Origin of the sequence: Stenotrophomonas sp. LST15-1-1.1 (assembly GCF_040815575.1) — a bacterium.
Lineage (GTDB): Bacteria > Pseudomonadota > Gammaproteobacteria > Xanthomonadales > Xanthomonadaceae > Stenotrophomonas > Stenotrophomonas lactitubi_B.
In genome coordinates, this window is record NZ_JBFPNJ010000031.1 from 1 (window position 1) to 26,893 (window position 26,893).

Sequence of the window (26,893 nt, forward strand, 5' to 3'; positions counted from 1 at the left end):
CCCATCCCGAACTCGGAAGTGAAACGTAGCTGCGCCGATGGTAGTGTGGCCTAAGCCATGCGAGAGTAGGTCATCGCCAGGGTTTATACCCAAAAACCCCGCTGCTCATGCAGCGGGGTTTTTCTTTGTGCGCGAGAAACCAAGGGTAATGCCGGCCGCTGGCCGGCAATCCCATGAACGTCATGCGGTAGCACGTGGTTGCCGGCCAGCGGCCGGCACTACCGGGACTCAATACCCACGCGTAGATGCAGCGCCCAGGCGGTGCCGCATTCTTTGGAGCACAGCAGCAGGCGGACATGCTTCGCCGCAACGGCCGGTGCCTCGGCCTCATCATCGTGTCGCGGGCAGCCTTGAACGGATTGCCTTCGTAACCGTTGAGCCATCGAACCCTGCCGCGAACCACGCGCAACAAAAAGGCGGCGCCCTGCGGGCGCCGCCTTCCATGGAACATGGCGCAGGGGCTGCTCAGTCGATCAACGCGGCCTCGCGCTGCCGGAACACTGATACCGCCTGGTTCAGTGCGCCTGCCTGCGACTGCAGTTCCCGTGCCGCTGCAGTGGCTTCTTCCACCAAGGCCGCATTCTGCTGCGTGGCCTGGTCCATCTGCACCACCGTCTGGTTGATCTGCTCGATACCGGAAGACTGCTCCTGCGATGCCGCCGAGATCTCGCGCATCAGGTGGCTTACGTTCTCCACGCCGCCGACGATGCCCTGCATGCGTTGTCCAGCATCGGCCACCAACTGGGCGCCCTCGCCGACCTGACGACCTGCCTCGTCGATGAGGACCTTGATCTCCTGGGCGGCTGCCGCCGATCGCTGAGCCAGCACACGGACCTCGCTGGCGACGACCGCGAACCCGCGACCCTGCTCGCCGGCACGTGCCGCTTCAACCGCAGCATTGAGCGCCAGGATGTTGGTCTGGAAGGCAATGCCGTCGATCACGCCGGTAATGTCGCCGATCCGCTTGGACGCGCCTTCAATGGCCTGCATGGTGTCGATCACCCGCTGCATGGCGTGGTTGCCATCACTCGCTGCGCCCTGGGTGGACGCGGCCAGTTCGCTGGCCTGCCGCGCATGCGCTGCATTCTGGCGCACGGTGGCGGTCAGCTCTTCCATGGAAGCGGCGGTTTCCTGCAGATGCGCAGCCTGTCGTTCGCTGCGCTCGGACAGTGCGCCGTTGCCTGCGGCGATTTCGCTGGCGGCCGTGCTGATGGTGGTGGCGCAGTGCTGGATGTGGCCGACCATGCGTGCCAGCTGGCTGGCAGTGGCATTGGCATCGCGCTGGATGGCGGCGAACGCACCGTGGTACTCGCCCTGCATGCGGCGGTCGAGATCACCGTTGGCCATCGCCGATAGCATCTGCCGCACTTCGTCGATCGTGCTGCCCAGGGTATCCAGCAACTGGTTGATGCCACCGGTCAGGCCGTCGAGGAAGCTGGCGCCTTCGCTGGCCTGCAGGCGCTGTTCGAGATCACCGTGCGCGGCGGCATCGACAATCCCGGCAACGGCATTCTCCAGCGTCAGCTCATGGGTGCGGTCATGCCATTCCACCGCAAAGCCCAGGCGCGCGCCCTGTGCATCGAACACCGGGGTAACCACCTGGGCGAAATGCACCGGCCCGATCCGCACCTTGCCGTGGTGCGTTGCCTGCAGGCCGTTGAGGATGCCGCGGATGCGGTCAGGGTTGGCATGGAAGCGATGGATGCTGCTGCCGACCAGCCGCTCTGCGTCGAAATCGGGGAATGCCTGGCGCAGTGTGGCCTGCTGGTTGCGCAGCAGTGCCACCACCGAGCGGTTGACGTAGCGGATGACGTGATCGTTGTCGGCAATCATCATCGCCGTGCGCGAGGCATCCAGTGCCTGGCGGATCTGCGCGTTCTCGGCGTGCGCCTCGGCCTCGCGGCCGCGCTGCGCCTGCACGTGACGCGCGGTATCGGCCAACGCGTGGGCCAGTGAGCCGGGTGCGTAGTTGCGTGCATCGCTGTGTGCACCGAGGTCGACGCCCATGGCGATGTCACGTGCCAATGCGGCCAGGCGGTGTGGGCCGTGACCCAGCGCTTCACTCTGCTGGCGCAGGCGTGCGGCGGTCTGGCCCAGCACCAGCGTCAGCGCCGCCAGGGCAGTGGCATTCAACAGCGGTGGCAGCACGGCGGCTCCGTCAAGCAACGGCGCCAGCACTGCAATGACGCCGATGGCGCCGGCCAGCCACAACGACAGGCGGTCACGCTGGGTGAGCAGCACGCCCAGCAGCAGTGCGATCGGCAATGCGGCATTCAATCCGCCGATATGGCAGAGCAGGCTCAACTGCAGGGACAGCACTAGTGCCAGGCCGTTGCGGGCGATGGCCTGGCCGGCCTGGCGCCAGCCCAGCCAGGCGGCTGGCAGCACGGCGGCGGCAACGGTGCTCGCAGCGGGCAGCGACGTACCGCGCACGGCCAGCACAAGGCCGATGGCTGCGAACGCCACGCTGCCAAGCAGCAGGCGACGATCGCCCCGCTGTGCCAGCTGCTGCAGATACGGGACACGGCCCTGGTCGGGGGGGCGGGAGGACGCAATGGACATCGGCAACTCCTGGATCAACGGACGGCAGCGACCCTGCAACGCCCAGCGCGGATGAGCGCAACGACGGCACGGTCGGAGAATTCGGGGAATGCGGCGCAGGCAGCGACGCGGAGGACAGGCACCGTGACCACATCCTGTGGATGACGGTGCAGCAGACGGGACATGCGGTCTTCCTTGCAGAACCAGGAACGAGCCGCAGGCACGAAGGGCCTGCGTGCTGTGGGCGCAGGGGCCCACTACCGTTCTATCGGCCGCAGTGGCGCAGAGTGAAGTACGCGCAGCCGACGATGGTCAGCGTGCGTTGCTGTTTCCGCTCAGGAATGCATCGATGACCGCGGCAACCTGTGCCGGGTGTTCCATGTGCAGATGATGGTTGCCGGGGAATACCGCCAGGCGGCCATCACGCAGGTGCTGCAGGCGCTCGCTGCGCATCGGCTCGGGATAGTACGACTGTGCAGGCGTGGCGTAGATCACCTGGGTCGGGCAGCTGATGGCCTGCAGCAGGTTGTCGATCTGGCCTTCGCTGAGGCGGATCGCGGTGGGCAGCATCAGGCGCGGATCGCTGCACCAGCGATAGCCACCTTCGACCGGCTCGACACCGCGTTCGACCAGCAGGCGTGCGCAGCCTTCGCTGAGCTGGTTGGTCATCATCCGCGCCCGGATCGGTGCGGCCAGATCGGGGAACACGCGCAGTTGTTTGCGTGCGAGCGCGCGCGTGGCTTCGACGTGCTCGCGCAGACGGCTGGCGGTGTCCTCTTCCGGTCCGCGCAGGCCGCCGAGTGCCTCGATGGCGACCAGGCGTTCGACGCGATCACTGATCGCCGCGGTGAGGCTGGCGATGCCGGCACCCATCGAATGGCCCATCAGGGTGAACCGGTCCCAGCCCAGTGCATCGGCGACATCGAGTACATGGGTGATCGCTGCCGGCGTGGTGTACACCGCACCGGTAGGCAGATGTGCGCTGTGGCCGTGTCCGGGCAGGTCGATCGCCACCAGGTCCAGTTGTGGCAGATGCGGCGCCAGCGGTACGAAGCTGGCCGCATTGTCGAGCCAACCGTGCAGGGCCAGCACGCGCGGTCCGTCGCCCGCACGGCGCAGGCCGGCAACGCGGACGCCCGCGACCTGCAGTTCAAACGGCTGCAGGGTCATGCCAGCGAGGCCACGGCCAGCCGCGCCAATGCGCGGGCGTGTTCCGGCTCGGCGTTGAGGCAGGGGATGTAGCGCATCTGCGCGCCGCGCTCGGCCAGCGTTTCGGTGAAGCCCATGGCGACTTCTTCCAGTGTTTCCAGGCAGTCGGTGGCGAACCCGGGGCAGACCACGTCGATCTGTTTCACCCCCGCTTCGGCCAGCTCCCACAGGCTGGGTTCGGCGTAGGGCTGCAGCCAGCGTTCGCGGCCGAAGCGCGACTGGTAACCCATCTGCCAGTCATCCGCGCCCAGGCCGAGCGCTGCGGCGATCGCGCGTGCACTGGCCTCGCAGCGCTGCGGATAAGGATCGCCGGCATCGGCAAGGCGCTGCGGAATGCCATGGAAGGAGAACATCAGCTTCTGGCCGCGACCGTGCTGCTGCCAATAGCGCTGGATCGAGCCGGCAACGGCGGCAACCCAGTCCGGATCGATCGAATAGTCCTGCACCAGGCTGACCGTCACCTGCGGGTTCCTGCGCTGCCATGCGTCCACGCGGTCTTCGACCGAGGCGGTGGTGGTGGTCGAATACTGCGGATACAGCGGCAATACCACGATGCGGCGCACGCCCTCGGCGGTCAGCCGATCCAGTTCGGTGGTCAGCGCCGGTTCGCCGTAGCGCATCGCGTGGCGTACGCGCAGCGTCGGCAGCAGGGCCTGCATCGCCTGCGCCAACTGGCGGGTGTGGACCATCAGCGGCGAGCCTTCCGGCAGCCACACCTGGGCGTACTTGGCGGCCGAACGGCCACTGCGCAGCGGCAGGATCAGGCCGCGCAGCAGCGGCTGCCACAGCAGTGCCGGCAGGGCGACCACGCGCGGGTCGGACAGGAATTCGGCCAGGTAACGACGAACAGCGGGAGCCGTCGGCGTCTCGGGCGTGCCTAGGTTGACCGCCAATACGGCGGTATCGGGTGCGTCGAGCATGGGCGCTATTGTCGCCGATTCCATCGTCACGTCGGTATGCAGGGTTTGGATCGGCGTCATCGATGAGGTCAATGTGAGCAGGCAACGCTCATTGGGGATTCATCACAACACTACTAATTTCAGTCACTTGCTATATCTTCCTATGGACTGACTTCTGGAGCCTGCCATGCGTCGCCCGATCCAAGCCCTGCTGATCGCCGCCAGCCTGCTGTCCAGCCAGGCCATGGCCGGACCGCAGGAAGACCAGCGCGCCCGCAACGCGGTGCGTGTACTGGCTGAAATCCAGGGAATCCCCGAACAGGGCATTCCGGACAAATTGCTCGACGAAGGCCGCGCGGTCATCGTCATTCCCGACACGATCAAGGCCGGTCTGGTGATCGGCGGACGCCGTGGCCACGGCCTGATGTCGGTGCGCATGCCCAACGGTGCGTGGTCCAACCCGGTATTCATCAAGCTCACCGGCGGCAGCATCGGCTTCCAGGCCGGTGTGCAGTCCTCCGACGTGGTGCTGGTGTTCCGCAACGACCGCAGCCTGGACAATCTCGTCAACGGCAAGTTCACCCTCGGCGCCGATGCCGGTGTCGCCGCCGGTCCGGTGGGCCGCAATGCCGCCGCCGCCACCGATGGCCAGTTGAAGGCTGAGATCTGGTCGTGGTCGCGCGCCCGTGGCCTGTTCGCCGGCGTCGCCCTGGATGGTGCGATCCTGCAGATCGACGATGCCGCCAATCTCGACGCTTACGGCAGCAACACGACGCCGCGGATGATTTTCGAGGGACGCGCGGCTGGCTCGCCGTCAATGGATGTGGTCGCTTTCCGTGATCGCCTGGAAGAGGCCACCTACGCGGCGCGCAACAACCGCAACGGTGGCAATGACGCACCGCGTCCGGCCGCCGCTGCAGCGCCCGCCCCGGCGCCTGTTCAGGCAGCACCTGCGGCACCGGTTGAAGCGACCACGGCGCCGCTGCAGGCCGTACCGCAGTCCCCGCCGCCGGCCCAGCAGGGTTTCCAGCCGGTCAATGACGGGGAAATCCGCACTGAAACGCTGGGCAACAACTGACTTTCGTCACGCGCGCCGGCTTACAGCCGGTGCGCTATGCTCGGCAATCTGATCACTAACGTAACGAGCGACTTATGGGCAGTTTCAGCATCTGGCATTGGTTGGTCGTGCTCGCCATCGTCCTGCTGGTGTTCGGCACCAAGCGCCTGACCAGTGGTGCCAAGGATCTCGGCTCGGCGGTCAAGGAATTCAAGAAGGGCATGCACGACGAAGACAAGCCGAACGCGCAGTTGGGCGACGAGTCGCGCAGCCAGGATGCCGCGCGCACCGCGCAGGACGAGCACGACCGCAACGCGCGTTGATCCGGAGCGGTTGCGGTGTTTGATATCGGCTTCAGCGAACTGCTGGTGATCGCGGTTGTCGCCTTGGTGGTGCTCGGACCTGAGCGCCTGCCCAAGGCGGCCCGCTTCGCCGGGCTGTGGGTACGCCGCGCGCGTAATCAATGGGATTCGGTCAAGCAGGAACTGGAACGCGAACTGCAGGCCGAAGACATCAAGCGGCAGATGCAGGACGTGCGCCAAGGCATGCAGGACACCGAGAACCAGCTGCGTGCCAGCGGCGAAGCCATGCGCCGCGAAGCCGAACAGATGCAACAGCACAGCGACACGCTGGCGCAGCAGGTGCGTGCACCCGCCCCGGCCGAACAGCCCCCGCATCTGGTGGATGCGCCCGGGCCTGTGGTGGCTTCGCCTGATGGTGCTGCCATCGCGCCCACCCCTGCCGAACCTGCGGGCGATACCGTTGCTGATACCGCGGCCGAAACGCCCGCCCGCACGGAGCGCCCGTCATGAGCGAACACGACTTCGGCGAAAGTTCGCTGGTGGAACACCTGGTTGAACTGCGCGCGCGCCTGGTGCGTGCGCTGCTGGGCCTGGGCGTGGTTCTGCTGGGCCTGCTGCCGTTCACCCAGAAGCTCTACAACGCATTGGCCGAGCCGCTGATCTCGCAGTTGCCCAACGGGCAGACGATGATCGCCACCAACCCGGCTGGCGCCTTCTTCGCGCCGTTGAAGCTGACGTTCTTCGTGGCTCTGTTCGTGGCCGTGCCGTGGCTGCTGTACCAGCTGTGGGCCTTCGTTGCGCCGGGCCTGTATGCACGCGAGAAGCGCCTGGCGATGCCGTTGCTGGTCTCGTCGGTGCTGCTGTTCTATACCGGCTGCGCCTTCGCCTATTTCCTGGTGCTGCCGGCGGTCTTCCACTTCCTCACCACCTTCAGCCCGGAAGTGATCGCGATCACCCCGGACGCGAACGCCTACCTGGACTTCGTGCTGGCGATCTTCTTCGCTTTCGGCGGCAGTTTCGAACTGCCGGTGGCGATGGTGATCCTGGTGCTGCTGGGCTGGATCACGCCGCAGCAGTTCAAGGAAGGGCGCGGCTACGCGATCGTCGGCATCTTCGTGCTCGCTGCGATCCTGACCCCTCCGGATGTGGTGTCGCAGCTGATGCTGGCGATCCCGATGTGCCTGCTGTACGAGCTGGGCATCCACGCTGCGCGCTGGCTGGTGCCGTCTTCGGTGGTCAAGAAGCCTGCGGCCTGATTCCCGGTAGCGCCGGGCCATGCCCGGCGCTACCGCGTTGAGCCCCGCTCAGGCGTGGAAGACGTCGTTGGCGGGCGGCGACTGCGGCACCGGCGGTGCGCCGCGGCTGCCGCGATGCACGAACATCTGCTTCCAGGCCGCATAGACCGCGCCGACATACAGCGGCATCAGCACCGTGGTGAACACCAGCTGCGCAATGAATGCCGCCGCCAGCGGGCCGCCGATCAGCATGCCGAGCTGGACCACGATCACGAACAGCACGTAGACGCAGAACGCGGCGATCAGGCCGAGCACGGTGAACACGGCGGTGGCGCCGATGTTCTCGATGCAGCCCTGCAGGCTCAGGCGCAGCGCGTGCATGCCGCTCTGCCGGTCGAACACCACCAGTGCCGGCTGGGTGAACATCGCCAGGGTCAGCGCTACGGCGGTGCAGAACACCAGCAGCATCCACAGCGCGATGCGCTGCGCCGGCAGGTTGGCGACCAGTTCGGCGGCGGTCTCCGGGCTGATCTGCTGCCCGCTGCGGCCGAGTTCCTGCATCTTGGTCATGGTGTCGCTGAAGGCGGTGAAGCCCTCGCGGCCGATCATCAGGTACAGCAGCGCGCCGAGCAGCAGCACGACCAGCACCTGGATCGCCAGCGGCACCAGCAGGTGGCTGACACGGCGGTCGCGGATCGGCTGCAGCAGATGGGTGGCCAGGCCGGGACGGCCTTGGTCGATCTCACCCATGGCGTACAGCATGCCGCCGAACATCACCGGTGAAATCACCAGCGTCATCATCTGCAGGGCGAGGCCGGCGGTGCCGGGCAGCATCGTTCCCAGCAGGGTGACCACCCAGTTCACCAGCAGCCAGGTCAGGCCGATCCGGGCCAGCTGCAGCGGCGCACGCCGATACAGCGAGAACGTATCCAGCAACCACTGGGCGCCCGCCGAGGCTGGCAGCTTGCGAATCTCTTTCATGGACATCCGGGGAGGGACAGGAGGGGCCGGGCGGTGTGCCCGTGCCGCCGATTATCCCTGTTTTGCCACCGGCTGGGCTGAAGACAGGCGGGCCTGGCGGACAAAGCGCCGCAACAGCTGGCGGGCAAGCGGGGCGGCGCTGACCGCGCGCTCGATGCTGCGCGCACAACCCCCGTGTCGGCCGATGCAGTCGGCGCGTGCGCGCACGTAGCCCCGCATGTGGTGGGTGGCAAATTCCGGATGGAACTGCACGCCCCAGGCCTGGCGGCCCCAGCGGAAGGCGTGGCAGCCATCCAGCGGCGAGCGCGCCAGCACGGCAGCGCCCTCGGGCACGCGCAGCACGGTCTGCAGATGGGTGGCGTGGGCCGGGAAGTGGCTCGGCAGTCCCTGGAACAAGGGGTCCTGCGCGGCCTGCGGGTCCAGTGCCAGTTCAATCGTTCCCGATTCGCGCCCGGCGGGGTTGTAGGCCACTTCGCCGCCCAGCGCGTGGGCCAGCAGCTGGTGGCCGTAGCAGATGCCGAACACCGGCACGTCGTCGTGCGCGGTCTGCCGCAGCCAGGCGGCGCTGCGTTCGCTCCATTCGGCATGGTCGGTGACGAAGGCGGCCGAGCCGGTCACCAGCACGCCGGCGAAGTCACGCGGATCGGGCGGGTCGGCGCCATGCTCGACGTCGACCACCACGGTCTGGTGCTCTTCCAGGCCGGCGGCCACCCGGATCCAGTGCGGAAAGCGCCCGTAACGGCGCAGCGACGGCACGGGGCGGCCGGTTTCAAGGATCAGGAAGGGCGCTGGATTCATCCGGGGGAGGCAGTACGGACAGGACTTCCTCGATTGTAGTCAGCCCCTGTGCCACCTTTTCAAGCCCGGCCTGGCGCAGGGTTCGCACGCCTTCAGCACGCGCGGCACGGTTGAAACCGGCCAGATCCATGTCCGCACGGATCAGCCCGCGCAGGCGCGAGCCCAATGGCAGCAACTCATACAGGCCGATGCGGCCGAGGAATCCGGTGCGCCGGCACTCCAGGCAACCGACCGGCCGACAGGGCGTGGCGGCATCTGGATATGCAGCTTCGCTATCAGCCAGCACCGCCCAATCGGCCCTGCCGAGGGTGTGCGGCTGCTTGCAGTGCGGGCACAGGGTGCGCACCAGGCGCTGGGCGAGGATGCCGTTGAGGGTGGATGACAGCAGGTAATGCGGCACGCCCAGGTCGAGCAGGCGGGTTATGGCCGAGGGCGCGTCGTTGGTGTGCAGGGTGGACAGCACCAGGTGGCCGGTCAGCGAGGCCTGCACCGCCATCTGCGCGGTTTCCAGGTCGCGGATCTCGCCGATCATGATGATGTCCGGGTCCTGCCGCAGCAGGGTGCGTACACCGCTGGCGAAATCCAGGTCGATGTTGGTCTGCACCTGCATCTGGTTGAATTCCGGCGCGATCATTTCGATCGGGTCTTCCACCGTGCACACGTTGACGTCCGGCGTGGCCAGCCGCTTCAGCGTGGAATACAGAGTGGTGGTCTTGCCCGAACCGGTCGGGCCGGTGACCAGCACGATGCCGTGCGGGCGCTCGACCAGGGCGGTCCAGCCGGCTGCTTCCTGCGGGCTGAAGCCGAGCTGGTCGATGCTCTTGAAGGCGGCTTCTGGGTCGAAGATGCGCATCACGCACTTCTCGCCGAAGGCGGTCGGCATGGTCGACAGGCGCATTTCCACTTCCCGGCCGCCGGGCGAGCGCGTCTTGATGCGGCCATCCTGCGGGCGCCGGCGCTCGGCCAGGTCCATGCGTCCCAGCACCTTGATGCGGCTGACCACGGCAGTCATCACCGCCGGCGGCACTTCGAACACCTTGTGCAGCACGCCGTCGATGCGGAAGCGCATGCGGCCCATGTCGCGGCGTGGCTCCAGGTGGATGTCCGAGGCGCGCTGCTCGTAGGCGTACTGCAGCAGCCAGTCGACGATGTGCACGATGTGCTGGTCGTCGGCATTGACGTCGCCGGTACGGCCCAGTTCGACCAGCTGCTCGAAGCTGGGCAGGGTGGTGTTGGCCTCGCCACGCACGTCGCCACGGGCACCGCGCACCGAGCGGGTGACGCCGAAGAACTCCATGGTGTAGCGGTGCAGGTCGAGCGGGTTGACCACCGCCAGCTCGATGCGCAGGCGGGTCAGGTGCTGCAGGTCGCGCAGCCATTCCTGTGCCAGCGGCTCGCTGGTGGCCACCAGCACGCGTTCGCCATCCACCGCCAGCGGCAGGAAGCGATGCCGCCGCGCATAGGCGTGCGAGGCCACGGCGGTGACCGAAGCGACGTCTACCCGGGTTGGATCGATGCGCAGGTAGCGGCTGCCGGTGCGCTGGGCCAGCCACTCGGTGAGGCGTTCCAGATTGAGGTCGCCGCCGTCGCTTGCGGCCAGCTTGAGGTTGGACAGCAGCACCAGGGGATGTACTTCACTGGCATTGCGGGCGCCCTGCGCGGAAAAACGGATGCGCTCACGCTCGTGCGCCGCCACCACGCCATCGGCCAGCAGGGCCGCCGCAACCTGTTCGAACTGCAGGCGACCGGGCGGCAATGGAACCGCACCAGGCTCGCCGGGCGTGCCCACGGGCAGCCGATGTTCCATCCACCTGCTCCTTCCGGGTACGGAATGCCCCGCAGGTCGGCCGTTATACTAGCGCACCCCTTTGCCGGCCAAGACTCGTCCGCATGTCCGCGACCCCGACCGTTCCGATCACCTTCCAGGGCCTGATCCAGACCCTGAACCAGTTCTGGGCCCAGCAGGGCTGCGTGCTCATCCAGCCGCTCGACCTGGAGGTGGGCGCCGGTACGTTCCACCCGGCCACCTTCCTGCGTGCGATCGGTCCGGAAACCTGGAACGCGGCCTACGTGCAGCCTTCGCGGCGTCCGACCGATGGCCGTTACGGCGAAAACCCGAACCGCCTGCAGCGCTACTACCAGTACCAGGTGGCGATGAAGCCGGCACCGGACAACATCCAGCAGCTGTACCTGGATTCGCTGAAGGCGGTGGGCATCGATCCGCTGGTGCACGACCTGCGTTTCGTCGAGGACAACTGGGAATCGCCGACCCTGGGCGCCTGGGGCCTGGGCTGGGAAGTCTGGCTCAACGGCATGGAGGTGACCCAGTTCACCTACTTCCAGCAGGCCGGTGGCCTGGAATGCCGGCCGGTGCTGGGCGAGATCACCTACGGTCTCGAGCGCCTGTGCATGTACCTGCAGAACTGCGACAACGTCTACGACCTGGTGTGGACCTACGGCCCGGACGGGCAGCCGGTGACCTACGGCGACGTCTACCACCAGAACGAGGTGGAGCAGAGCACCTACAACTTCGAATACGCCGACGTGGAAGAAATGTTCCACCGCTTCGACGCCTGCGAGCGTGAGGCGCAGAAGCTGGTGGAAGTGAACCTGCCGCTGCCGGCCTACGAGCAGGTGATGAAGGCCAGCCACACCTTCAACCTGCTGGATGCGCGCCGTGCGATCAGCGTGACCGAACGCCAGCGCTACATCCTGCGCGTGCGCGCGCTGGCGCAGGCGGTGGCCAAGGCCTACTACGAGCAGCGCGAGAAGCTGGGCTTCCCGGGCGCGAAGAAGGCCTGACGGCCCGTTCTCCCATCACGCGTTTCACCTACTACCCCAGGGGCGCCGGCCGCGTCGCGCGCTGCGCCCCCACCACAGGATCGAACCGATGAGCCACTTGTCTCCCCTGCTGATTGAACTGGGCACCGAAGAGTTGCCGGTCAAGGCGCTGCCGGGCCTGGCCCAGGCCTTCTTCGACGGTGTTGTCGATGGCCTGCGCAAGCGCGGCGTCGAACTGGAGCTGGGCGATGCCCGCCCGCTGTCGACCCCGCGCCGCCTGGCCGTGCTGCTGCCGGGCGTTGGCCTGGAACAGCCGGAACAACACAGCGAAGTGCTGGGCCCGTACCTGAACATCGCGCTGGACGCCGAAGGCCAGCCGACCAAGGCGCTGCAGGGTTTCGCGGCCAAGGCCGGGATCGACTGGACCGCGCTGGAGAAGACCACCGACAACAAGGGTGAGCGCTTCGTGCACCGTGCGGTGACTCCGGGCGCGCGCACCGCTGCGCTGCTGCCGGAGATCCTGCGCGAGGCCATCGCCGGCATGCCGATTCCCAAGCCGATGCGCTGGGGCGACCACAGCTGGGGCTTCGCCCGCCCGGTGCACTGGCTGGTGCTGCTGCATGGCGGCGACGTGGTCGAGGCCGAACTGTTCGGCCTGAAGGCCGACCGCATGAGCCGCGGCCACCGCTTCCTGCACGACAAGACCGTGTGGCTGACCCAGCCGCAGGACTATGTCGAATCGCTGCGCGCCGCCTTCGTGCTGGTCGATCCGGCCGAGCGCCGCCGGCGCATCGTTGCCGAAGTGGAAGCCGCTGCCGCCACCGCCGGTGGCAGCGCACGCATCACCGAGGACAACCTGGAGCAGGTGGTGAACCTGGTCGAGTGGCCGGCGGCAGTGTTGTGCAGCTTCGAGCGCGCGTTCCTGGCGGTACCGCAGGAAGCGCTGATCGAGACGATGGAGATCAACCAGAAGTTCTTCCCGGTGCTGGATGACGGCGGCAAGCTGACCGAGAAGTTCATCGGCATCGCCAACATCGAGTCCAAGGACGTGGCCGAAGTGGCCAAGGGCTACGAGCGCGTGATCCGCCCGCGCTTCGCCGATGCCAAGTTCTTCTTCGACGAAGACCTGAAGCAGGGCCTGCAGGCGATGGGCGAGGGCCTGAAGACGGTGACCTACCAGGCCAAGCTGGGCAGCGTGGCCGACAAGGTCGCGCGCGTGGCGGCGCTGGCCGAGGTGATCGCTGCGCAGGTCGGCGCCGACCCGGTGCTGGCCAAGCGTGCCGCGCAGCTGGCCAAGAACGACCTGCAGTCGCGCATGGTCAATGAGTTCCCGGAACTGCAGGGCATCGCTGGCCGCCACTACGCGGTGGCCGGTAGCGAGTCGCCGGAGGTGGCGCTGGCCATCGACGAGGCCTACCAGCCGCGCTTCGGTGGTGACGACATCGCGCTGTCGCCGCTGGGCAAGGTGCTGGCGATCGCCGAGCGTGTGGACACGTTGGCCGGCGGTTTCGCCGCGGGCCTGAAGCCGACCGGCAACAAGGACCCGTTCGCCCTGCGCCGCAACGCGCTGGGCCTGGCCCGCACGATCATCGAAAGTGGCTTCGAGCTGGACCTGCGCGCGCTGCTGGCCAGCGCCAATGCCGGGCTGACCGTGCGCAACGTGCAGGCCGACGTGGCTGAGCTGTACGACTTCATCCTCGACCGCCTGAAGGGCTACTACAGCGACAAGGGCGTGCCGGCCAGCCACTTCAATGCGGTGGCTGAGCTGAAGCCGGTCTCGCTGTACGATTTCGACCGTCGCCTGGACGCCATCGGTATCTTCGCGGCGCTGCCGGAGGCCGAGGCGCTGGCAGCGGCCAACAAGCGCATCCGCAACATCCTGCGCAAGGCCGAAGGCGATATTCCGGGCCAGATCGATGCGGCCCTGTTGCAGGAAGATGCCGAGCGCGCGCTGGCGGAAGCCGTGACTGCAGCCATCGACGACACCGGCGCCAGCCTGCACCAGAAGGACTACGTGGCCGTGCTGGCGCGCCTGGCCCGCTTGCGTCCGCAGGTCGATGCGTTCTTCAATGGGGTGATGGTCAATGCCGAGGATCCGGCACTGCGCGGCAACCGCCTGGCGCTGCTGACGATGCTGGGCGAGCGCTTGGGCAAGGTCGCGGCGATCGAGCATCTGTCGAGCTGACGGGTAACCCATCCACGCATGGCGTGGACCTACTGGGCAACCGTCACGCGACCCCGTGTTGTCCATCGGGATCATCGTCGGCATCGGCGATGATCGGCTGCGCATGCTGTGATGCGGCGGGGGCGTCCCGGGGATCGAATATTTCCGAAAGAACCCTGCGCGGGGGACGTTTTCGTGCAAGGCGAGGGCCTTCTTATACCCGGCGGCTGCCGGCGGACGCTTCTGGCTCGGTTTGCCGTCGGTAGACAAGGTGCGGCCTAGCGACAAATAAGCCCCCTCCGATAGCTCGTGTCGTGATTGCCCTGTCAGATTGTGATGATCGCCACAAAGGCGCGTATTTTGACCGCCACTTAACAACCGATCCCGAAACACGTGATGCATTTCGCATCGTCACCTTCGGTCGGTATGCTGTGCCGCATGCAGCCAACGAAATACGCCCTGCCGCTGATGGTCCTGTCGCTTGCCGCCACTTCCGTGGCCCATGCGCGCGGCACCATCGACAAGGTGGACATCAAGGGATTGGACAAGGGCGACGACGCCGCGATCATCGAGAACATCCAGGAATCGCTGTCGTTGTTCGACACGATCGGCAAGGAACAGGGCGAGTCCCGCCTGGAATACCTGCTGTCGCAGGCCGAGCGGCAGACCCGCCAGGCGCTGGAACCGTTCGGGTACTACAACCCGGTGATCAAGGTCGAGGCGCCGCGCCAGGATGAGCACGTCACCGTGTTGATCCATGTCGACAAGGGCCAGCCGGTGCTGGTGCGCCGCGAGCATATCGACATCACCGGTCCGGCAATGTACGACCAGTACCTTCAGGACGACCTGGCTGCTTTCAAGCCGCGCAAGGGGCAGCGCTTCGAGCATACCCAGTACGAAGCCAGCAAGATCACCGTGACCCGGCGCCTGGCCGAGCGTGGCTACTTCGACGCCGACTACACCCAGCGCCAGGTGCAGATCACCCGCGCGGAAAATGCTGCCGACATCGACCTGACCTGGGACAGCGGCCGCCGCTACAACATGGGCCCGGTGACCTTCGAGCAGAACTACTTCGACGACAAGCTGTTCGACCCGCTGGTGTACTGGGACCAGGGCAGCTACTTTCACGAAGGCAAGCTGGACCGCCTGCGCGAGTCGCTGACCAAGCTCGATTACTTCAGCGTGATCGACATCCAGCCACGCCCGGACCAGGCCGATGAAAACGGCGAGGTGCCGGTTGATGTGAAGCTGACGCGGGCCAAGCGCAGCATCTATTCCTACGGTCTGAGCTACGGCAGCGAAAGCGGCGCCGGTGTGCGCGGTGGCCTTGAGCGGCGCTTCCTGAACAGCCGTGGCCACAAGATGAACACCCAGCTGGACTATGCGCAGAAGCGCAAGAGCCTGATCACCAGCTACCGCATCCCGGCGTTCAACTGGCTTGATGGCTGGTACACCTTCGCTGCCAGCGCCTACGACGAGCAGACCGACTACATCGATCTGCGCAACTTCAAGCTGATCGCCAGCCGCAGCGGCGAGATCAACGAGAACTGGACCGCCATCGCCTCGATCAACGCGCTGCGCGAACGCTGGCGCTATGCCTCGGGCACCGAATTCACCGATGCGGTCTACAACACGTCCACGCTGGTCTACCCACAGATCGTTGCCGATTACGTGAAGGTGGACGACGAGCTGTTCCCGCGCAGCGGCATCAGTGGCACCGCGACCGTGCGTGCCGGCATCGAAGGCGTCGGTTCGGACACCAGCTTCGTGCAGGCCAATGCGGTGCTGCGCTGGTACATCCCGGTGGGGCCGACCAACCGCCTGATCCTGCGCGGCGAAGGCGGCACGACCTGGACCAGTGATCTGGTGGCAATGCCGCCCAGCCTGCGTTACTTCGCCGGTGGCGACCGCAGCATCCGTGGTTATGCCTACCGTGAGGTAGGCCCGCGCACGCCGAAACCCGACAAGTACGCGCTGGGTGCCAAGCACCTGGTGGTCGGTTCGGCCGAATACGAGCATTACTTCAATGGCGGCCCGTGGGGTGCGGCGGTATTCGTCGATACCGGCAGCGCCTTCGATACCAACATCGACCTGCATACCGGCGTCGGCTTCGGCGTGCGCTGGAAATCGCCGGTGGGCCCGGTGCGGGTGGATATCGCGCACGGCCTGAACAACCCTGATTCGCAGTTCCAGCTGTACCTCAACATCGGAGCGGACCTGTGAGCACGCCCGCACCGACTCCGTCGCCGAACACGCCGCCGCGGCGCGTGCGCTTCTACCGCCGTCGTCGTTTCTGGGCATGGTCCGGCGCGGGCGTGGTCGGCCTGGTACTGGTTGCCCTGCTGGCCGTGTACTGGCTGCTGCAGACGGTGGCCGGCCGCGACGTGCTGCTGGCGCAGGTGGTGGCGCGCCTGCCGGTGGGTGCCAGCTTCACCTGGGACAAGGTCGAGGGCCCGGTGGCCGGGCCGCTGACCCTCTACAACGTCGACTTCCGCTACGACGACATCCATTTCCATGCCGAGCGCGCGCACCTGGAGCCGGACCTGCGCCCGCTGCTGGGCCGCAAGCTGCTGCTGGACAAGCTGGAACTGACCAACGCCACGCTCAACCTGGCCAAGAGCGATGAACCGTTCAAGCTGCCGTCGTGGCCCGATTCGCTGCCGCAGATCGAAATGCCGCTGGCGATCCAGGCCGATGTGATCGCCATCGACAGTTTCCGCATCAGCCAGGCCAACGAGCCGGTGATCGACATCAGCCGTGTACGCGGTGGCATCGAAATCGCCAATGGCGAGTTCCAGGCGCGCAAGCTGGTGGTGGACAGCGACATGGGCAATTTCACTGCCCAGGGCCGCTACATCCCGGCCAAGGATTACGACACCGACGTCACCGTCACTGCAGTGCTGCCGGCACCGCGCGGCCGTACCGCCGCCACGGTCGGCCTGGTCGCACGCGGTGATCTGGCACATATGGAAGTGGCGCTGGCTGGCCGCGCGCCGAAGCCGCTGCACGCGATGCTGGTGTTCGATGGCCGCACCGATCCGACCTGGAACGCGACCGTGCGCAGCGACGAGCTGGATCTGGCGCTGTTGTCGCCGGCGCTGGCCACCTCTGCGATCGCGCCGCTGGCATTGGACTTCACGGCCTCCGGCAAGGGTGGCAACGCCAACCTGCAGGGGCGGGTGAAGCAGGGTCAGCAGGAACTGGAGCTGGCGCCGTCAGTGGTGTCGCTGCAGGACCAGGTGCTGAAGGTCTCGCCGCTGGTGGTCAAGGGCCTGGGCGGCGAAGCACGCCTGGAAGGTACCGCTGATTTCAGCGAAGAAGAGCAGCAGAAGCTGAACTTCTCGGTGATCGCGCAGGACCTGACCTGGGTGCCGGCGCCGGACCCGAACACCGCCGGCAGTTCGCCGGTGCCGGTGACGCTGAAGGAAGCGCGCTTCGGTCTGGCCGGTACGCTGAAGGCGTGGGCGGCGATCGGCCGTGCCGATGTCGAACGCGAAAAGCAGAAGGCGCAGCTGCGCTTCGATGTGCGTGGCAACGACCAGGCCGCCGAGATCCGCGAACTGCAGGCGCAGACCCCGGGTGGCCAGCTGCAGGTGGAAGGCAAGGTGGCGTGGGCACCGCAGCTGGACTGGGATGCCAAGGCCACGCTGAAGGATTTCGACCCGGGCTACTTCGCGCCGGGTTGGGATGGTCGTCTGTCCGGCAATCTCGCGTCCAAAGGCCGCCAGCTGCCGCCGCCGGCCAACGCGCCGCCGGGCGCCGCGGGCACGCTGGAGGCCACGGTGGACCTGCCGTCGCTGAAGGGCACCCTGCGCCAGCGCAACGTGGATGCACAAGGCAAGTTCGCCCTGCAGGGTGAGCAGGGCCAGGGTGAACTGAAACTGGCCGTCGGCAGCAGCCGGGTGACCGCCTCGGGCAAGGTCGGTGATCGCCTCGACATCGATGCGCGCTTCGAGCCGCTGCAGCTGAGCGATCTGCTGCCCGGCGCCGATGGTGGCCTGCGTGGACAGGTGCAGGTGAAAGGCCCGCGCGATGCGCCGGACATCACCGCCGATCTGGTCGGCAACAATCTCAACTGGGACGGTTACGGCGCTGAAAGCCTGAGCATCAAGGGCCGGCTGCCGTGGCGTGGCGACAGTGGCACGCTGGCGATTCAGGGCCAGCAGGTCAACGCCGGCATGCTGCTGGAGCGCTTGAACATCGATGCGCAGGGCAGTGTCTCCAACCTGCGCTTGGCCGCACAGACCCGCAACGAACTGGGCGCGATCGAACTGCAGGGCAGCGTGCGCCAGCAGGGCGAGCAATGGCGTGGCGAACTGGCCACGCTGCGCATCGCACCGGTGAAGGGCGATGCGTGGGCACTGCGTGCGCCTGCGGCATTCGCCATCAACGGCAGCACCTACACGCTTGGCGAAACCTGCCTGGGCGCTGCGACCGGCGGCGCCCTGTGCGCGCACGCCAACTGGCCGCGCGAAGGGCTGGTGGTGCGCGGCGATGCGTTGCCGCTGGCGCTGGTGCAGCCGTGGTTGCCACCGCAGTCCGGCCGGCGCATCTACCTGCGTGGCGAACTCAACCTGGACGCGCAGATCCGTCCGCGCGGCAACGCGTGGGAAGGGCACGTGGAAGTGCGCTCGGCCGAAGGCGGCGTACGCCTGGGCGAGAACCGCAACACCAGCGTGGGTGACAACCGCGGCGAACTGGTGCGCTATGACCAGTTCTCGTTGAAGCTGGACATGACCCCGGCCAGCATCAAGGGCTACCTGGGCATGGGCTTCCAGGGCAACGGCTTCGTCGATGCGAAGATGCAGACCGGTTGGGAACCGAGTGCGCCGCTCAACGGCGAGCTCTACCTCAACATGTCGCGCCTGTACTGGCTGGAACTGTTCTCGCCGGACGTGGTGCGCCCGACCGGCCTGATCGAGGGTCACGTCAGCCTGCGTGGCACGCGCGGCCAACCGTCGCTGGGCGGTGACGCGCAGCTGAGCAACTTCAAGGGCGAGTTCCCGGCGCTGGGCCTGACCTTCGACCAGGGCAAGGGCAGCTTCGTCGCACAGCCTGATGGGTCGGCCAAGATCACCGCGCAGGCCAATTCGGGCAAGGGCACGCTGTATGTCGACGGCGGCCTGTCCTGGTTCGGCGATGCACAGCCGCTGCAGCTGAAGATCCACGGCGAGAACGTGCTGCTGTCCAACACCAGCGAACTGCGCATCGTCGCCAATCCCAACCTGGACTTCACCCTGGCCAAGGCCGCGATGGAGCTGCGCGGAACGGTGCACGTGCCCGAGGCCGACATCGATCTGGAGCGCCTGGACCGTGGCACCTCGGTGTCCGAAGACGTGGTGGTGCTGGACCCGGCCGATCCGGAAGAGTCGCGCACTTCGCCGCTGGACATGGAGCTGACCGTCAGCCTGGGCGACAAGGTCAAGATGACCGGCTTCGGCCTGAAGGGTGCGCTGACCGGCAAGATGCAGGTCTGGGCCAAGCCCGGCCGCGAGATGACCGCCAACGGTGGCCTGGAAGTCAGCGGCCGCTACAAGGCCTATGGCCAGGACCTGACCATCACCCGCGGCAACCTCAACTGGAACTACAACGCGGTGTCCGACCCGCGCATCAACATCCGCGCCGAGCGCCGGATCGGTGATGTCACCGCCGGCATCGACGTGACCGGGCGCGCGCAGCAGCCACGTGCCGATGTCTGGTCCGATCCGGCGATGTCGCAGTCCGAAGCACTGGGTTACCTGGTGCTGGGGCGCAGCCTGACCGGTGCCAGCAGCGACCAGACCCAGCAGGTGAACGCCGCATCGGCTGCGCTGTCGGCCGGCAGCGGCCTGCTGGCTTCGCAGCTGGGTGCCAAGCTCGGCCTGGACGACGCCGGCGTCAGCCAGTCGCGCGCGCTGGGTGGCTCGGTGATTGGTGTGGGCAAGTACATTTCGCCCAAGCTGTACGTGGGTTACGGCGTGTCGCTGGTTGGTGCCGGTTCGGTGATCACGCTGAAGTACCTGCTGCGCCGCGGCTTCGACGTGGAAGTGGAATCGAGCACGGTGGAAAACCGCGGTTCGCTGAACTGGCGGCGGGAGAAGTAGAGCCACGCCATGCGTGGCTGCGGTGACGCCGGCCGTCAGCGACGGTCGGCGTTTGAATACGTGGCGGCCATGCGTCCGCAGGCGTAATCCTGCGGGCGTGGCCGGTGTCCGCATACGGCCTGCTCATCGTCGGTCGGCCCCATCTTCGAGGCAGGAAGCACGGGGGCAGATCGCGATGGCGTCCATCCGACAAAGGGTGACAGCAGCAGGATGCATAACACGAAGATCACCACGGCAAGGATCGCAACATCACCCATGCCGGAATTGCTGATGACTGGAAGTACGGACGGGGCGTCCAGCAGGGCCAGCGCACCCAGCACCAGCAGCACAATGAGCGCGCATAGCAGACCGCGAAGGACCGCAACCTGCAGCTTCAGGAGATTGACGTGCCTGCGCTGCGAGACAGCGATCCAGAACAGCACCTGATCGGCATCCACGGGCGGCAGGGTGTCACGGACGTCGTGTATCTCCAGATGCTCCATCGTGCGTCGCATGGTGTCAGCACGTCCTGGCACACAGGCAGACAGCAATGACTGCAGCCAGTGCCACGGGCGGGTCAGGCGTTCCATCCGGGCATGGGCCTCCCTGGCGGTGACCCGGTCCTCCGGTCGGTCCAGCGTCGCAACGAGGGCTGCGTGGTTGCGCGGTTGGAGCCGCCAATAGCGGTGCAGATGGTTGCGCCGTGCGCGGATCAAGTATGGATCGATGTCACTTCCGATCTCATCCCAGCGGAAGCATCGGCTGAGCAGGTCGAAGGTGTCCCCGCACAGGGGCCCGCCCTGTTGCAGCAGCAGCTGCAGCACGGCGTCACCTATGCGGGACTTGTCGGCCAGCGACCAAAGTTCCGGTCGCAACGTCAGCCAGTGCTCGAAGCTGGCGGAGTCGGTGTCGATTGCGGTGTTGATCACCAGACGGACAAAGAACTGCAGTTCCAGCGACGGCTCTTCCGCATGGTCGAGCACTGCCTCGGCAGGCATCGGTGGATGGGAGTGCACCGGCATGGTGTCCAGGCCCGTGCGCCGGTCGTACTGTGACGATGGCTCGAGTGCAGTGGCAGCCGAGGCCGGCGACAGCGGCTCCGCCGCATCGGTATCCCGGCCGACAACCCCGACGGACGGCTCTGCATCGGTTTCGTCATCGTCATCCCGTTGCGCGCGGTCGCGTGCCCGCTGCAGCGCTGATTGGTAGGCCTGGTGCAACGCCTGGAATGCGTCGGGATCATCGTCTGGGCGTGTTGCGCGCAGGAGCTGTGCATAGGCGCGCTTGATCGCGCGTTCGTCGGCATCGGCATCAAGTCCGAGTACTTCTAGATCCGGGTTCATGCGCCGTGACCGGGAGGCGAAGCGGCGCTGTCGACGGATCCGTGATGACGCCTGTGGCGCACGATTTCGGTGATCCACAACAGCAGGATCAAGGCGATGCCGGCTTCGGCGAAGAACATGCCGATGGCGGCAGCGACAAGGTTGCGCGGCTTGAACGCGCGCCCATCGTCGCGCCGGACCCAACGGGCGGTGGCCAAGGCAAGGGCAGGGAACAGCAGCACCGTACCTTCAAGGCGCTGGCCTTGGCCGTGGATCAGCACCAGGCTGGCGATCGCCATGAGCGGTGCCGGGAGTGCCAGCAACAGGCCCATGCGCTGCGGGAAAAGATCACGGGTGAGTTGGCGCAGCGCCCAGCGCGCAGGCACCCACAGCATTCCCAACGACGTCAGTGAGATGCCGGTGAGCACGCCACCAGCGGCCACGATCCCCGCTTCGGTCAGGTCGCCTTCGATCAGGGCGATGCATGCTGCTCCGCCCATCACCAGCACGCAGAGGATGGCCAGCAGCGTGCCGCGCAGTGCATTCACCTGCCAGCGCCAGCGATTGGGTCGTGAAACATCTGCAAGGCTGCGCCAGAACAGGACCTGCTGCGGATCCCAGGTAACCGGCAGCGGCTCCCGCCCGCCCGACTCGATGGCATCCAGCAGCGCGTTGACCTCGTTGATGTGCTCGGGTAATTGCGCTTGCCACAGTGATCGCCGATGGTCCCATGGCTGCGACAGATAACGCAGGCAACGGTCGACCGTGATGCTGCCCAGCTGCAGGCTCCCTTCGCGCTCCAGCAGCGCCGAGAGCTGCGTGGCATTGACCGCTTGCACGGCCCAGCGCCGATGGGCCCATGCCTGGATCGCCGCGAGCCTGTCCGGGTCCACGCCGTCGTGCACATCGTCCCAGCCGAAGCAGCGTGCCAGCAGATCCAGATTGGCCGCGCAGACTCCCTCGCCACCGCGAGCCAGTTCATCCAGCAGTGCCTGCCCTACCAATGGCTTGTAGCGCAGCGACCACAAGATCGGCGTGGCATCCAGCCAGGGGCCGAACGACTCGCTGGAGGACAGATGCGCCTGGCGCAGGATCTGCTGCGCTTGGCTCGGCACATCGACCACACCTTCCAGTTCCACCACCGGTGCCGTGCGCAGCAGAACAGGCGTGCCGGGCGGTGGCAGTGGCGGCGAGCATGCGCGCGGCTGCGGTGGCATCCACTCCGTCCCCGCGCTGTGCCAGTGAGCCACAGCATGGGGCTCCTCCTGCTCCTCCTCCTCGAACAGGCATGCCGACTCGACGGCCGGTTCCATGCGCACCCAGGCCAGAGCGGCCTGATAGGCCTCGTGCAGCTGCTGGAAGGCTGCAGCATCCTCGTCGGGGCGGCTCGACCGCAGGCGCTTCGCATACGCGCGCTTGATTGCGCGCTCGTCAGCGGTCTCGTCCAGGTCCAGGACGTGCAATGCCCAGCTCATGCATCGCGCTCGAGTGCATCGAGCGCCTCGGCCAGTTCATGGCGCTGGCGCTCGACGACGGAGGTGTTCTGGCTCTCCAGCACATGACGGAAGTTCGACAGCCAGGATTGCAGCAGCTCGCGGTGGTGGATGAGCTCCTCGTACAGGCGCTCGGTGCGGGCGATCACCGCCAGGTTCGGCTGTGCGTCGCGTGGATGGATCTTCAGGCTCTGCAGGGCCTGCAGACGCTGCTTGATTTCACCGGGAGACAGCAACCCGGGGTTCTGTTCCAGGATGAGTTCATGACGCTTGCCGGTGGCGTCTTCGGTGACCTCGACCTGCAGCAATCCGTTCACGTCATAGGTGAAACGGGTGGTAACACCGCGCTCGTGCATGGGACCGCGATGGGTCAAGGGCACGTGCAGCTCGCCCAGCTTGATGTTGCGGTCGACCGTGGGGCTTTCTCCCTGGTAGACCTCGATGACGACCTGGCGCTGCTGCTCATGCACCGGGAAGAAACAGTCTTCGCGGCTGACCGGCACCACGCTGTTGCGCTGGATGATGGGGTGGAAGTAGCCGCTGCGCTCGCTGCCGTCGTTCGAGCGCCGGGATACCTGCGTCCCCAACGTGTAGGGACAGACGTCGGTCAGTACGACTTCGCGCAATGATGCATCGCGCGCCTTCAGGCCGGCAGCGACCGCCGCGCCCAGCGCAATGGCCTGGTCTGGATGGATATGGCGCAGTGGCAACCGGCCGAACATGCGGGTGGCCAGCTTGCTGATCATCGGCATGCGCACTGCACCACCGACCAGGATGATGTCGTCCAGCGCCTCGGGCTTGAGTCGAGCATCGCGGATCGCGCGCTCGATCGGGGTGCGCATGCGCAGCAGCAGCGGCTCGCAGAGCTGCGTGTAGCGTCCCTCGTCCAGCTGCCACTGGCGGTCGGTGCCGGCCAGTGGCAGCTGCAGTTTGGCGGTTCCGTTCTGGCTGAGCTCTCGCTTGAACAGCTCCAACCGACGCAGCAGCTGCGCCTGTTCGGCCGCGGACAGGTCGCTGGCGGAGGTACCCAGGTCGGCATGGAAGGCCTGCACCAGCACCTGCAGGAAGTCCTCACCGCCGAGGAAGTTGTCGCCGGCACTCGCATGGACCTCGACCACGCCGTCGAAGATTTCGAGGATCGACACGTCGAACGTTCCGCCGCCCAGGTCCAGCACCAGGATGCGGCCCTCGCCGTCGCGCTCCTGCAGGCCATAGGCCAGTGCGGCCGCCGTGGGCTCGTTGATCAGGCGTTCGACACGGATGCCGGCCAGTTCACCGGCGGCGCGGGTGGCCTTGCGCTGTGCGTCGGAGAAGTAGGCAGGCACGCTGATCACGGCCTCCTCCACCTTGTGGCCCAGCACTGCTTCGGCGTCGGCCAGCAGCGAACGCAGCACCATGGCCGAGAGCTCTTCGGCCCGGAAGCTGCGATCGCCCAGGCGGGTCTCGCGATCACTGCCCATCCAGCGTTTGAAATGGGCCACGGTCTGCTGCGGATGGCTGACCAGGCGGTCACGGGCCGGCTGGCCGACCAGCACGGCGCCGTCGGCGAGGCTGACCACCGATGGGGTCAGGAGTTCGCCATGGGCATTGGGGAACAGCTGCGGCCCCGCTGCGGAGTGCATGCCGATGAGGGAATGGGTGGTGCCGAGGTCGATACCGACGATCATCTGCTGACGTCCGATGTGCAGAAAAGCGGCGATTGTAGGAGCGCGGCGCATACCTGACTATCGGGCGTTGCCCGACAGCGCCCCAGCGGCTATGGTCCCGGGCTGTTCTGTCGTACCGGATTGCCTCATGTCGCCACGCAAAGCCCTCCCCACCGCCCTGGCCCTGGGCCTGACCCTCGCCGCCGGCGCCCATGCCGATGAAGGCATGTGGATGCCGACCCAGCTGCCGGAGCTGGCCAAGCCACTGCAGGCGGCCGGTTTCAAGGGCAACCCGGCCGATCTGGCCAACGTGACGGCGCCGCCGCTGAGTGCGGTGGTGCGTGCCGGTGGTGGTACCGGCTCGTTCGTCTCTGCTGATGGCCTGTTGCTGACCAACCACCACGTGGCGATGGGCGTGATCCAGTACAACAGCTCGCCCGAGCACAACTTCATCAACGATGGCTTCATCGCCAAGGGTCGCGCTGACGAGCGTCCGGCCAATCCGGACTTCCGCGTGCTGGTCACCGTCGGCTTCGACAAGGTGACCGACCAGGTGCTGGCACAGGCCAAGGGCAAGACCGGCCGCGCGTACTTCGATGCGGTGGATGCGGCCAGCAAGCAGATCGTGGCCGAGTGCGAGAAGGACGGCAGCGTGCGTTGCTCGGTGGCCAACATGTATTACGGCACCGACTTCTACCGCATCGCCCAGCTGGAACTGAGTGACGTGCGCCTGGTCTATGCGCCGCCGCGCGCGATCGGCAACTACGGCGATGAGATCGACAACTTCATGTGGCCGCGCCACACCGGCGACTTCACCCTGCTGCGTGCCTACGTGGGCAAGGACGGCAAGCCGGCCGCCTACAGCAAGGACAACGTGCCCTACCAGGCACCGGCGCACCTGCAGATGTCGGTGGAAGGCCCGAAGGAGGGCGACTACGCGATGCTGGCCGGTTACCCGGGCATCACCTACCGCCATCGCACCGCCGCCGAATTCGCGGGCCAGATCGATACCGTGCTGCCGCGCCGGGTGTCGGTGTTCCAGCAGATGATCGATACCATCGAGGCCGCCAGCGCCAAGGACGCGCAGGCGCGTACCCGCTACGCCTCGCAGCTGCAGTCGCTGAAGAACAACCGCAAGCGTGCCGCCGGTGAGCTGGAAGGTCTGCTGCGCAGCGACGCCAAGGCCCAGCGTGCAGCCGACGAGCAGGCAATGCTGGCCGCCACCGACCGCAAGTACCAGAGCGACATCAAGGCATTGCTGACCAACCTGTCGCAGGGTGCGGCGGTGGGCGAGCGCGACCTGCTGCTGGAACAGATGGCCGGCCAGAGCCAGCTGCTGCGCTCGGCGCTGCTGCTGGAACGCCTGCGCATCGAATCGGCCAAGCCGGACGCGCAGCGCGAGACCGGCTACCAGCAGCGCGACCAGGCGATGATCGAGGGCGTGCTGAAGCAGGTGCAGCGCCGCTATGCACCCGAGGTCGAGAAGGCGCTGCTGACCACCCTGCTGACCCGCTACCAGCAGCTGCCGGATGCGCAGCGCGTGGCCGAGTTCGACGCCGCGTTCGGCCGTACCCCGGCGCAGCTGGCGCAGGCACTGGACACGCTGTATGCCGGTACCCAGCTGGGTGACGAAGCGCAGCGTCTGTCCCGTTTCGCCGCTGCCCGCGAAGGCAAGGCGCTTGCCGCCGACCCGCTGATCGCCGTGGCCGGCCCGCTGGTGGCCGCGCAGCTGCGCATCGAGAACGAGAGCAAGACCCGCGAAGGCGAACAGCTGCGCCTGCGCCCGGCCTACATGCAGGCGTTGTTCGCCTGGCGTGCCAAGCAGGGCCGTGCGGTGTACCCGGATGCCAACCGCACGCTGCGCATCAGCTACGGCAAGGTGGAAGCGCTGCACCCGCGTGATGGCGTGACCTATTCACCGGTGACCACCGTGGCCGGCATCGTCGAGAAGAACACCAACGCCTATCCGTTCGACGCGCCCAAGCCGTTGCTTGCCGCGATTGCCAAGGGCGACTTCGGCAGCACTGCCGATCCTGCGCTGAAGACCCAGACGGTCAACTTCCTGACCAACCTGGACACCACCGGCGGCAATTCCGGCTCGCCGGTGCTCAACGCCAAGGGCGAACTGATCGGCCTGAACTTCGACAGCAACTGGGAGTCGGTCAGTGCCAGCTGGTGGTTCGACCCGCGCTACAAGCGCGCCGTGCACGTGGACATGCGCTACCTGCGCTGGCTGCTGGCCAAGGTCTACCCGGCGCCCGAGCTGCTGAAGGAAATGGGCGTTCCGGCAGAATAAGGCCGGTACCCGGTAGGTGCCCACCGTTTCCTGGTGGGTACCCACCATCTGCCAGTGGGTGCCCACCTTTTCCGCCGGTGGGTGCCCACCGTTGGTGGGCACGGACG

General features: G+C 66.8%; 18 protein-coding genes and 1 rRNA gene. 10 read left to right on the forward strand and 9 right to left on the reverse strand.

The genetic code is table 11. The features are described from left to right. Nucleotides 1-82 (forward strand): 5S ribosomal RNA (gene rrf / locus MRBLST15_RS21110); the annotation flags it as partial. 383 nt (nt 83-465) lie between these two features. Here the strand turns inward: rrf and MRBLST15_RS16705 are convergent. The 3 genes from MRBLST15_RS16705 to hemH all read right to left on the reverse strand — a co-directional run bounded on the left by MRBLST15_RS16705 (nt 466) and on the right by hemH (nt 4,670). Continuing rightward, the gene (locus tag MRBLST15_RS16705; RefSeq protein ID WP_367786882.1) at nt 466-2,562 is read right to left on the reverse strand and encodes a methyl-accepting chemotaxis protein; all 2,097 of its coding nucleotides are present in this window, start codon (nt 2,560-2,562) and stop codon (nt 466-468) included. Nucleotides 2,563-2,853: 291 nt separating this feature from the next. After that, on the reverse strand, nt 2,854-3,711 hold the full coding sequence (locus MRBLST15_RS16710) for an alpha/beta fold hydrolase (RefSeq protein WP_367786884.1): 858 nt from the start codon (nt 3,709-3,711) through the stop codon (nt 2,854-2,856). After that, nucleotides 3,708-4,670, reverse strand: a complete 963-nt coding sequence (gene hemH, locus MRBLST15_RS16715; protein ID WP_367787124.1) for a ferrochelatase — start codon at nt 4,668-4,670, stop codon at nt 3,708-3,710. The genes MRBLST15_RS16710 and hemH overlap by 4 nt, the downstream gene beginning before the upstream one ends. A gap of 166 nt (nt 4,671-4,836) precedes the next feature. Between hemH and MRBLST15_RS16720 the strand changes: the two genes are divergently transcribed. The 4 genes from MRBLST15_RS16720 to tatC all read left to right on the forward strand — a co-directional run bounded on the left by MRBLST15_RS16720 (nt 4,837) and on the right by tatC (nt 7,264). Further along, on the forward strand, nt 4,837-5,727 hold the full coding sequence (locus MRBLST15_RS16720) for a lipid-binding SYLF domain-containing protein (RefSeq protein WP_367786886.1): 891 nt from the start codon (nt 4,837-4,839) through the stop codon (nt 5,725-5,727). A gap of 74 nt (nt 5,728-5,801) precedes the next feature. Then, nucleotides 5,802-6,029, forward strand: a complete 228-nt coding sequence (gene tatA / locus MRBLST15_RS16725) for a Sec-independent protein translocase subunit TatA (RefSeq protein WP_089237924.1) — start codon at nt 5,802-5,804, stop codon at nt 6,027-6,029. A 15-nt stretch (nt 6,030-6,044) separates the two neighbouring features. Further along, entirely contained in the window at nt 6,045-6,518 is a 474-nt protein-coding gene (gene tatB, locus MRBLST15_RS16730) for a Sec-independent protein translocase protein TatB (protein ID WP_367786888.1), read from the forward strand. Next, on the forward strand, nt 6,515-7,264 hold the full coding sequence (gene tatC / locus MRBLST15_RS16735) for a twin-arginine translocase subunit TatC (protein WP_099819942.1): 750 nt from the start codon (nt 6,515-6,517) through the stop codon (nt 7,262-7,264). The genes tatB and tatC overlap by 4 nt, the downstream gene beginning before the upstream one ends. A gap of 48 nt (nt 7,265-7,312) precedes the next feature. Here tatC and MRBLST15_RS16740 read toward each other — a convergent pair whose 3' ends face one another. Genes MRBLST15_RS16740 through MRBLST15_RS16750 form a run of 3 tightly spaced genes read right to left on the reverse strand, consistent with a single transcriptional unit; the run spans nt 7,313 to nt 10,829 of the window. Continuing rightward, nucleotides 7,313-8,224: a BPSS1780 family membrane protein gene (locus MRBLST15_RS16740; protein WP_265951038.1), complete on the reverse strand. Its 912-nt coding sequence runs from the start codon at nt 8,222-8,224 to the stop codon at nt 7,313-7,315. Between the two features lie 51 nt (nt 8,225-8,275). Continuing rightward, the gene (locus MRBLST15_RS16745) at nt 8,276-9,022 is read right to left on the reverse strand and encodes a glutamine amidotransferase (RefSeq protein WP_265951036.1); all 747 of its coding nucleotides are present in this window, start codon (nt 9,020-9,022) and stop codon (nt 8,276-8,278) included. Next, complete coding sequence (locus tag MRBLST15_RS16750; protein WP_367786891.1) at nt 8,994-10,829, reverse strand: GspE/PulE family protein; 1,836 nt, start codon at nt 10,827-10,829, stop codon at nt 8,994-8,996. Before MRBLST15_RS16750 ends, MRBLST15_RS16745 begins: the two co-directional genes overlap by 29 nt. 83 nt (nt 10,830-10,912) lie before the next feature. On the opposite strand from MRBLST15_RS16750, the gene glyQ reads away from it, so the two are divergent. From glyQ to MRBLST15_RS16770, 4 genes are all read left to right on the forward strand, one after another. Next, nucleotides 10,913-11,824, forward strand: a complete 912-nt coding sequence (glyQ, locus tag MRBLST15_RS16755; RefSeq protein ID WP_025878768.1) for a glycine--tRNA ligase subunit alpha — start codon at nt 10,913-10,915, stop codon at nt 11,822-11,824. Between the two features lie 88 nt (nt 11,825-11,912). Next, complete coding sequence (glyS, locus tag MRBLST15_RS16760; RefSeq protein WP_367786893.1) at nt 11,913-13,988, forward strand: glycine--tRNA ligase subunit beta; 2,076 nt, start codon at nt 11,913-11,915, stop codon at nt 13,986-13,988. Nucleotides 13,989-14,393: 405 nt separating this feature from the next. Then, entirely contained in the window at nt 14,394-16,190 is a 1,797-nt protein-coding gene (locus MRBLST15_RS16765) for an autotransporter assembly complex protein TamA (RefSeq protein ID WP_367787126.1), read from the forward strand. Next, nucleotides 16,187-20,050, forward strand: coding sequence for a translocation/assembly module TamB domain-containing protein (locus MRBLST15_RS16770; protein ID WP_367786895.1), 3,864 nt, complete (start codon nt 16,187-16,189; stop codon nt 20,048-20,050). The genes MRBLST15_RS16765 and MRBLST15_RS16770 overlap by 4 nt, the downstream gene beginning before the upstream one ends. 35 nt (nt 20,051-20,085) lie before the next feature. Here MRBLST15_RS16770 and MRBLST15_RS16775 read toward each other — a convergent pair whose 3' ends face one another. The 3 genes from MRBLST15_RS16775 to MRBLST15_RS16785 are packed head-to-tail and all read right to left on the reverse strand — an operon-like array spanning nt 20,086 to nt 24,511. After that, the gene (locus MRBLST15_RS16775) at nt 20,086-21,372 is read right to left on the reverse strand and encodes a heat-shock protein (RefSeq protein ID WP_265951031.1); all 1,287 of its coding nucleotides are present in this window, start codon (nt 21,370-21,372) and stop codon (nt 20,086-20,088) included. Continuing rightward, entirely contained in the window at nt 21,369-22,826 is a 1,458-nt protein-coding gene (locus MRBLST15_RS16780) for a heat-shock protein (RefSeq protein WP_265951030.1), read from the reverse strand. Before MRBLST15_RS16780 ends, MRBLST15_RS16775 begins: the two co-directional genes overlap by 4 nt. After that, nucleotides 22,823-24,511: a molecular chaperone HscC gene (locus MRBLST15_RS16785; protein ID WP_265951029.1), complete on the reverse strand. Its 1,689-nt coding sequence runs from the start codon at nt 24,509-24,511 to the stop codon at nt 22,823-22,825. Before MRBLST15_RS16785 ends, MRBLST15_RS16780 begins: the two co-directional genes overlap by 4 nt. Before the next feature lie 127 nt (nt 24,512-24,638). On the opposite strand from MRBLST15_RS16785, the gene MRBLST15_RS16790 reads away from it, so the two are divergent. Beyond that, a complete protein-coding gene (locus MRBLST15_RS16790) occupies nt 24,639-26,786 on the forward strand; it encodes a S46 family peptidase (RefSeq protein ID WP_367786898.1) in 2,148 nt (715 codons plus the stop codon). The last annotated feature ends 107 nt before the right edge of the window (nt 26,787-26,893 follow it).

What these genes read in the sequence shown, in the direction of transcription:
- MRBLST15_RS16705 (WP_367786882.1), bottom strand. Translation starts at nt 2,562, where the DNA reads ATGTCCATTGCGTCCTCCCGCCCCCCCGACCAGGGCCGTGTCCCGTAT.
- MRBLST15_RS16710 (WP_367786884.1), bottom strand. Translation starts at nt 3,711, where the DNA reads ATGACCCTGCAGCCGTTTGAACTGCAGGTCGCGGGCGTCCGCGTTGCC.
- hemH (WP_367787124.1), bottom strand. Translation starts at nt 4,670, where the DNA reads ATGCTCGACGCACCCGATACCGCCGTATTGGCGGTCAACCTAGGCACG.
- MRBLST15_RS16720 (WP_367786886.1), top strand. Translation starts at nt 4,837, where the DNA reads ATGCGTCGCCCGATCCAAGCCCTGCTGATCGCCGCCAGCCTGCTGTCC.
- tatA (WP_089237924.1), top strand. Translation starts at nt 5,802, where the DNA reads ATGGGCAGTTTCAGCATCTGGCATTGGTTGGTCGTGCTCGCCATCGTC.
- tatC (WP_099819942.1), top strand. Translation starts at nt 6,515, where the DNA reads ATGAGCGAACACGACTTCGGCGAAAGTTCGCTGGTGGAACACCTGGTT.
- MRBLST15_RS16740 (WP_265951038.1), bottom strand. Translation starts at nt 8,224, where the DNA reads ATGAAAGAGATTCGCAAGCTGCCAGCCTCGGCGGGCGCCCAGTGGTTG.
- MRBLST15_RS16745 (WP_265951036.1), bottom strand. Translation starts at nt 9,022, where the DNA reads ATGAATCCAGCGCCCTTCCTGATCCTTGAAACCGGCCGCCCCGTGCCG.
- MRBLST15_RS16750 (WP_367786891.1), bottom strand. Translation starts at nt 10,829, where the DNA reads ATGGAACATCGGCTGCCCGTGGGCACGCCCGGCGAGCCTGGTGCGGTT.
- glyQ (WP_025878768.1), top strand. Translation starts at nt 10,913, where the DNA reads ATGTCCGCGACCCCGACCGTTCCGATCACCTTCCAGGGCCTGATCCAG.
- glyS (WP_367786893.1), top strand. Translation starts at nt 11,913, where the DNA reads ATGAGCCACTTGTCTCCCCTGCTGATTGAACTGGGCACCGAAGAGTTG.
- MRBLST15_RS16765 (WP_367787126.1), top strand. Translation starts at nt 14,394, where the DNA reads ATGCTGTGCCGCATGCAGCCAACGAAATACGCCCTGCCGCTGATGGTC.
- MRBLST15_RS16775 (WP_265951031.1), bottom strand. Translation starts at nt 21,372, where the DNA reads ATGAACCCGGATCTAGAAGTACTCGGACTTGATGCCGATGCCGACGAA.
- MRBLST15_RS16780 (WP_265951030.1), bottom strand. Translation starts at nt 22,826, where the DNA reads ATGAGCTGGGCATTGCACGTCCTGGACCTGGACGAGACCGCTGACGAG.
- MRBLST15_RS16785 (WP_265951029.1), bottom strand. Translation starts at nt 24,511, where the DNA reads ATGATCGTCGGTATCGACCTCGGCACCACCCATTCCCTCATCGGCATG.
- MRBLST15_RS16790 (WP_367786898.1), top strand. Translation starts at nt 24,639, where the DNA reads ATGTCGCCACGCAAAGCCCTCCCCACCGCCCTGGCCCTGGGCCTGACC.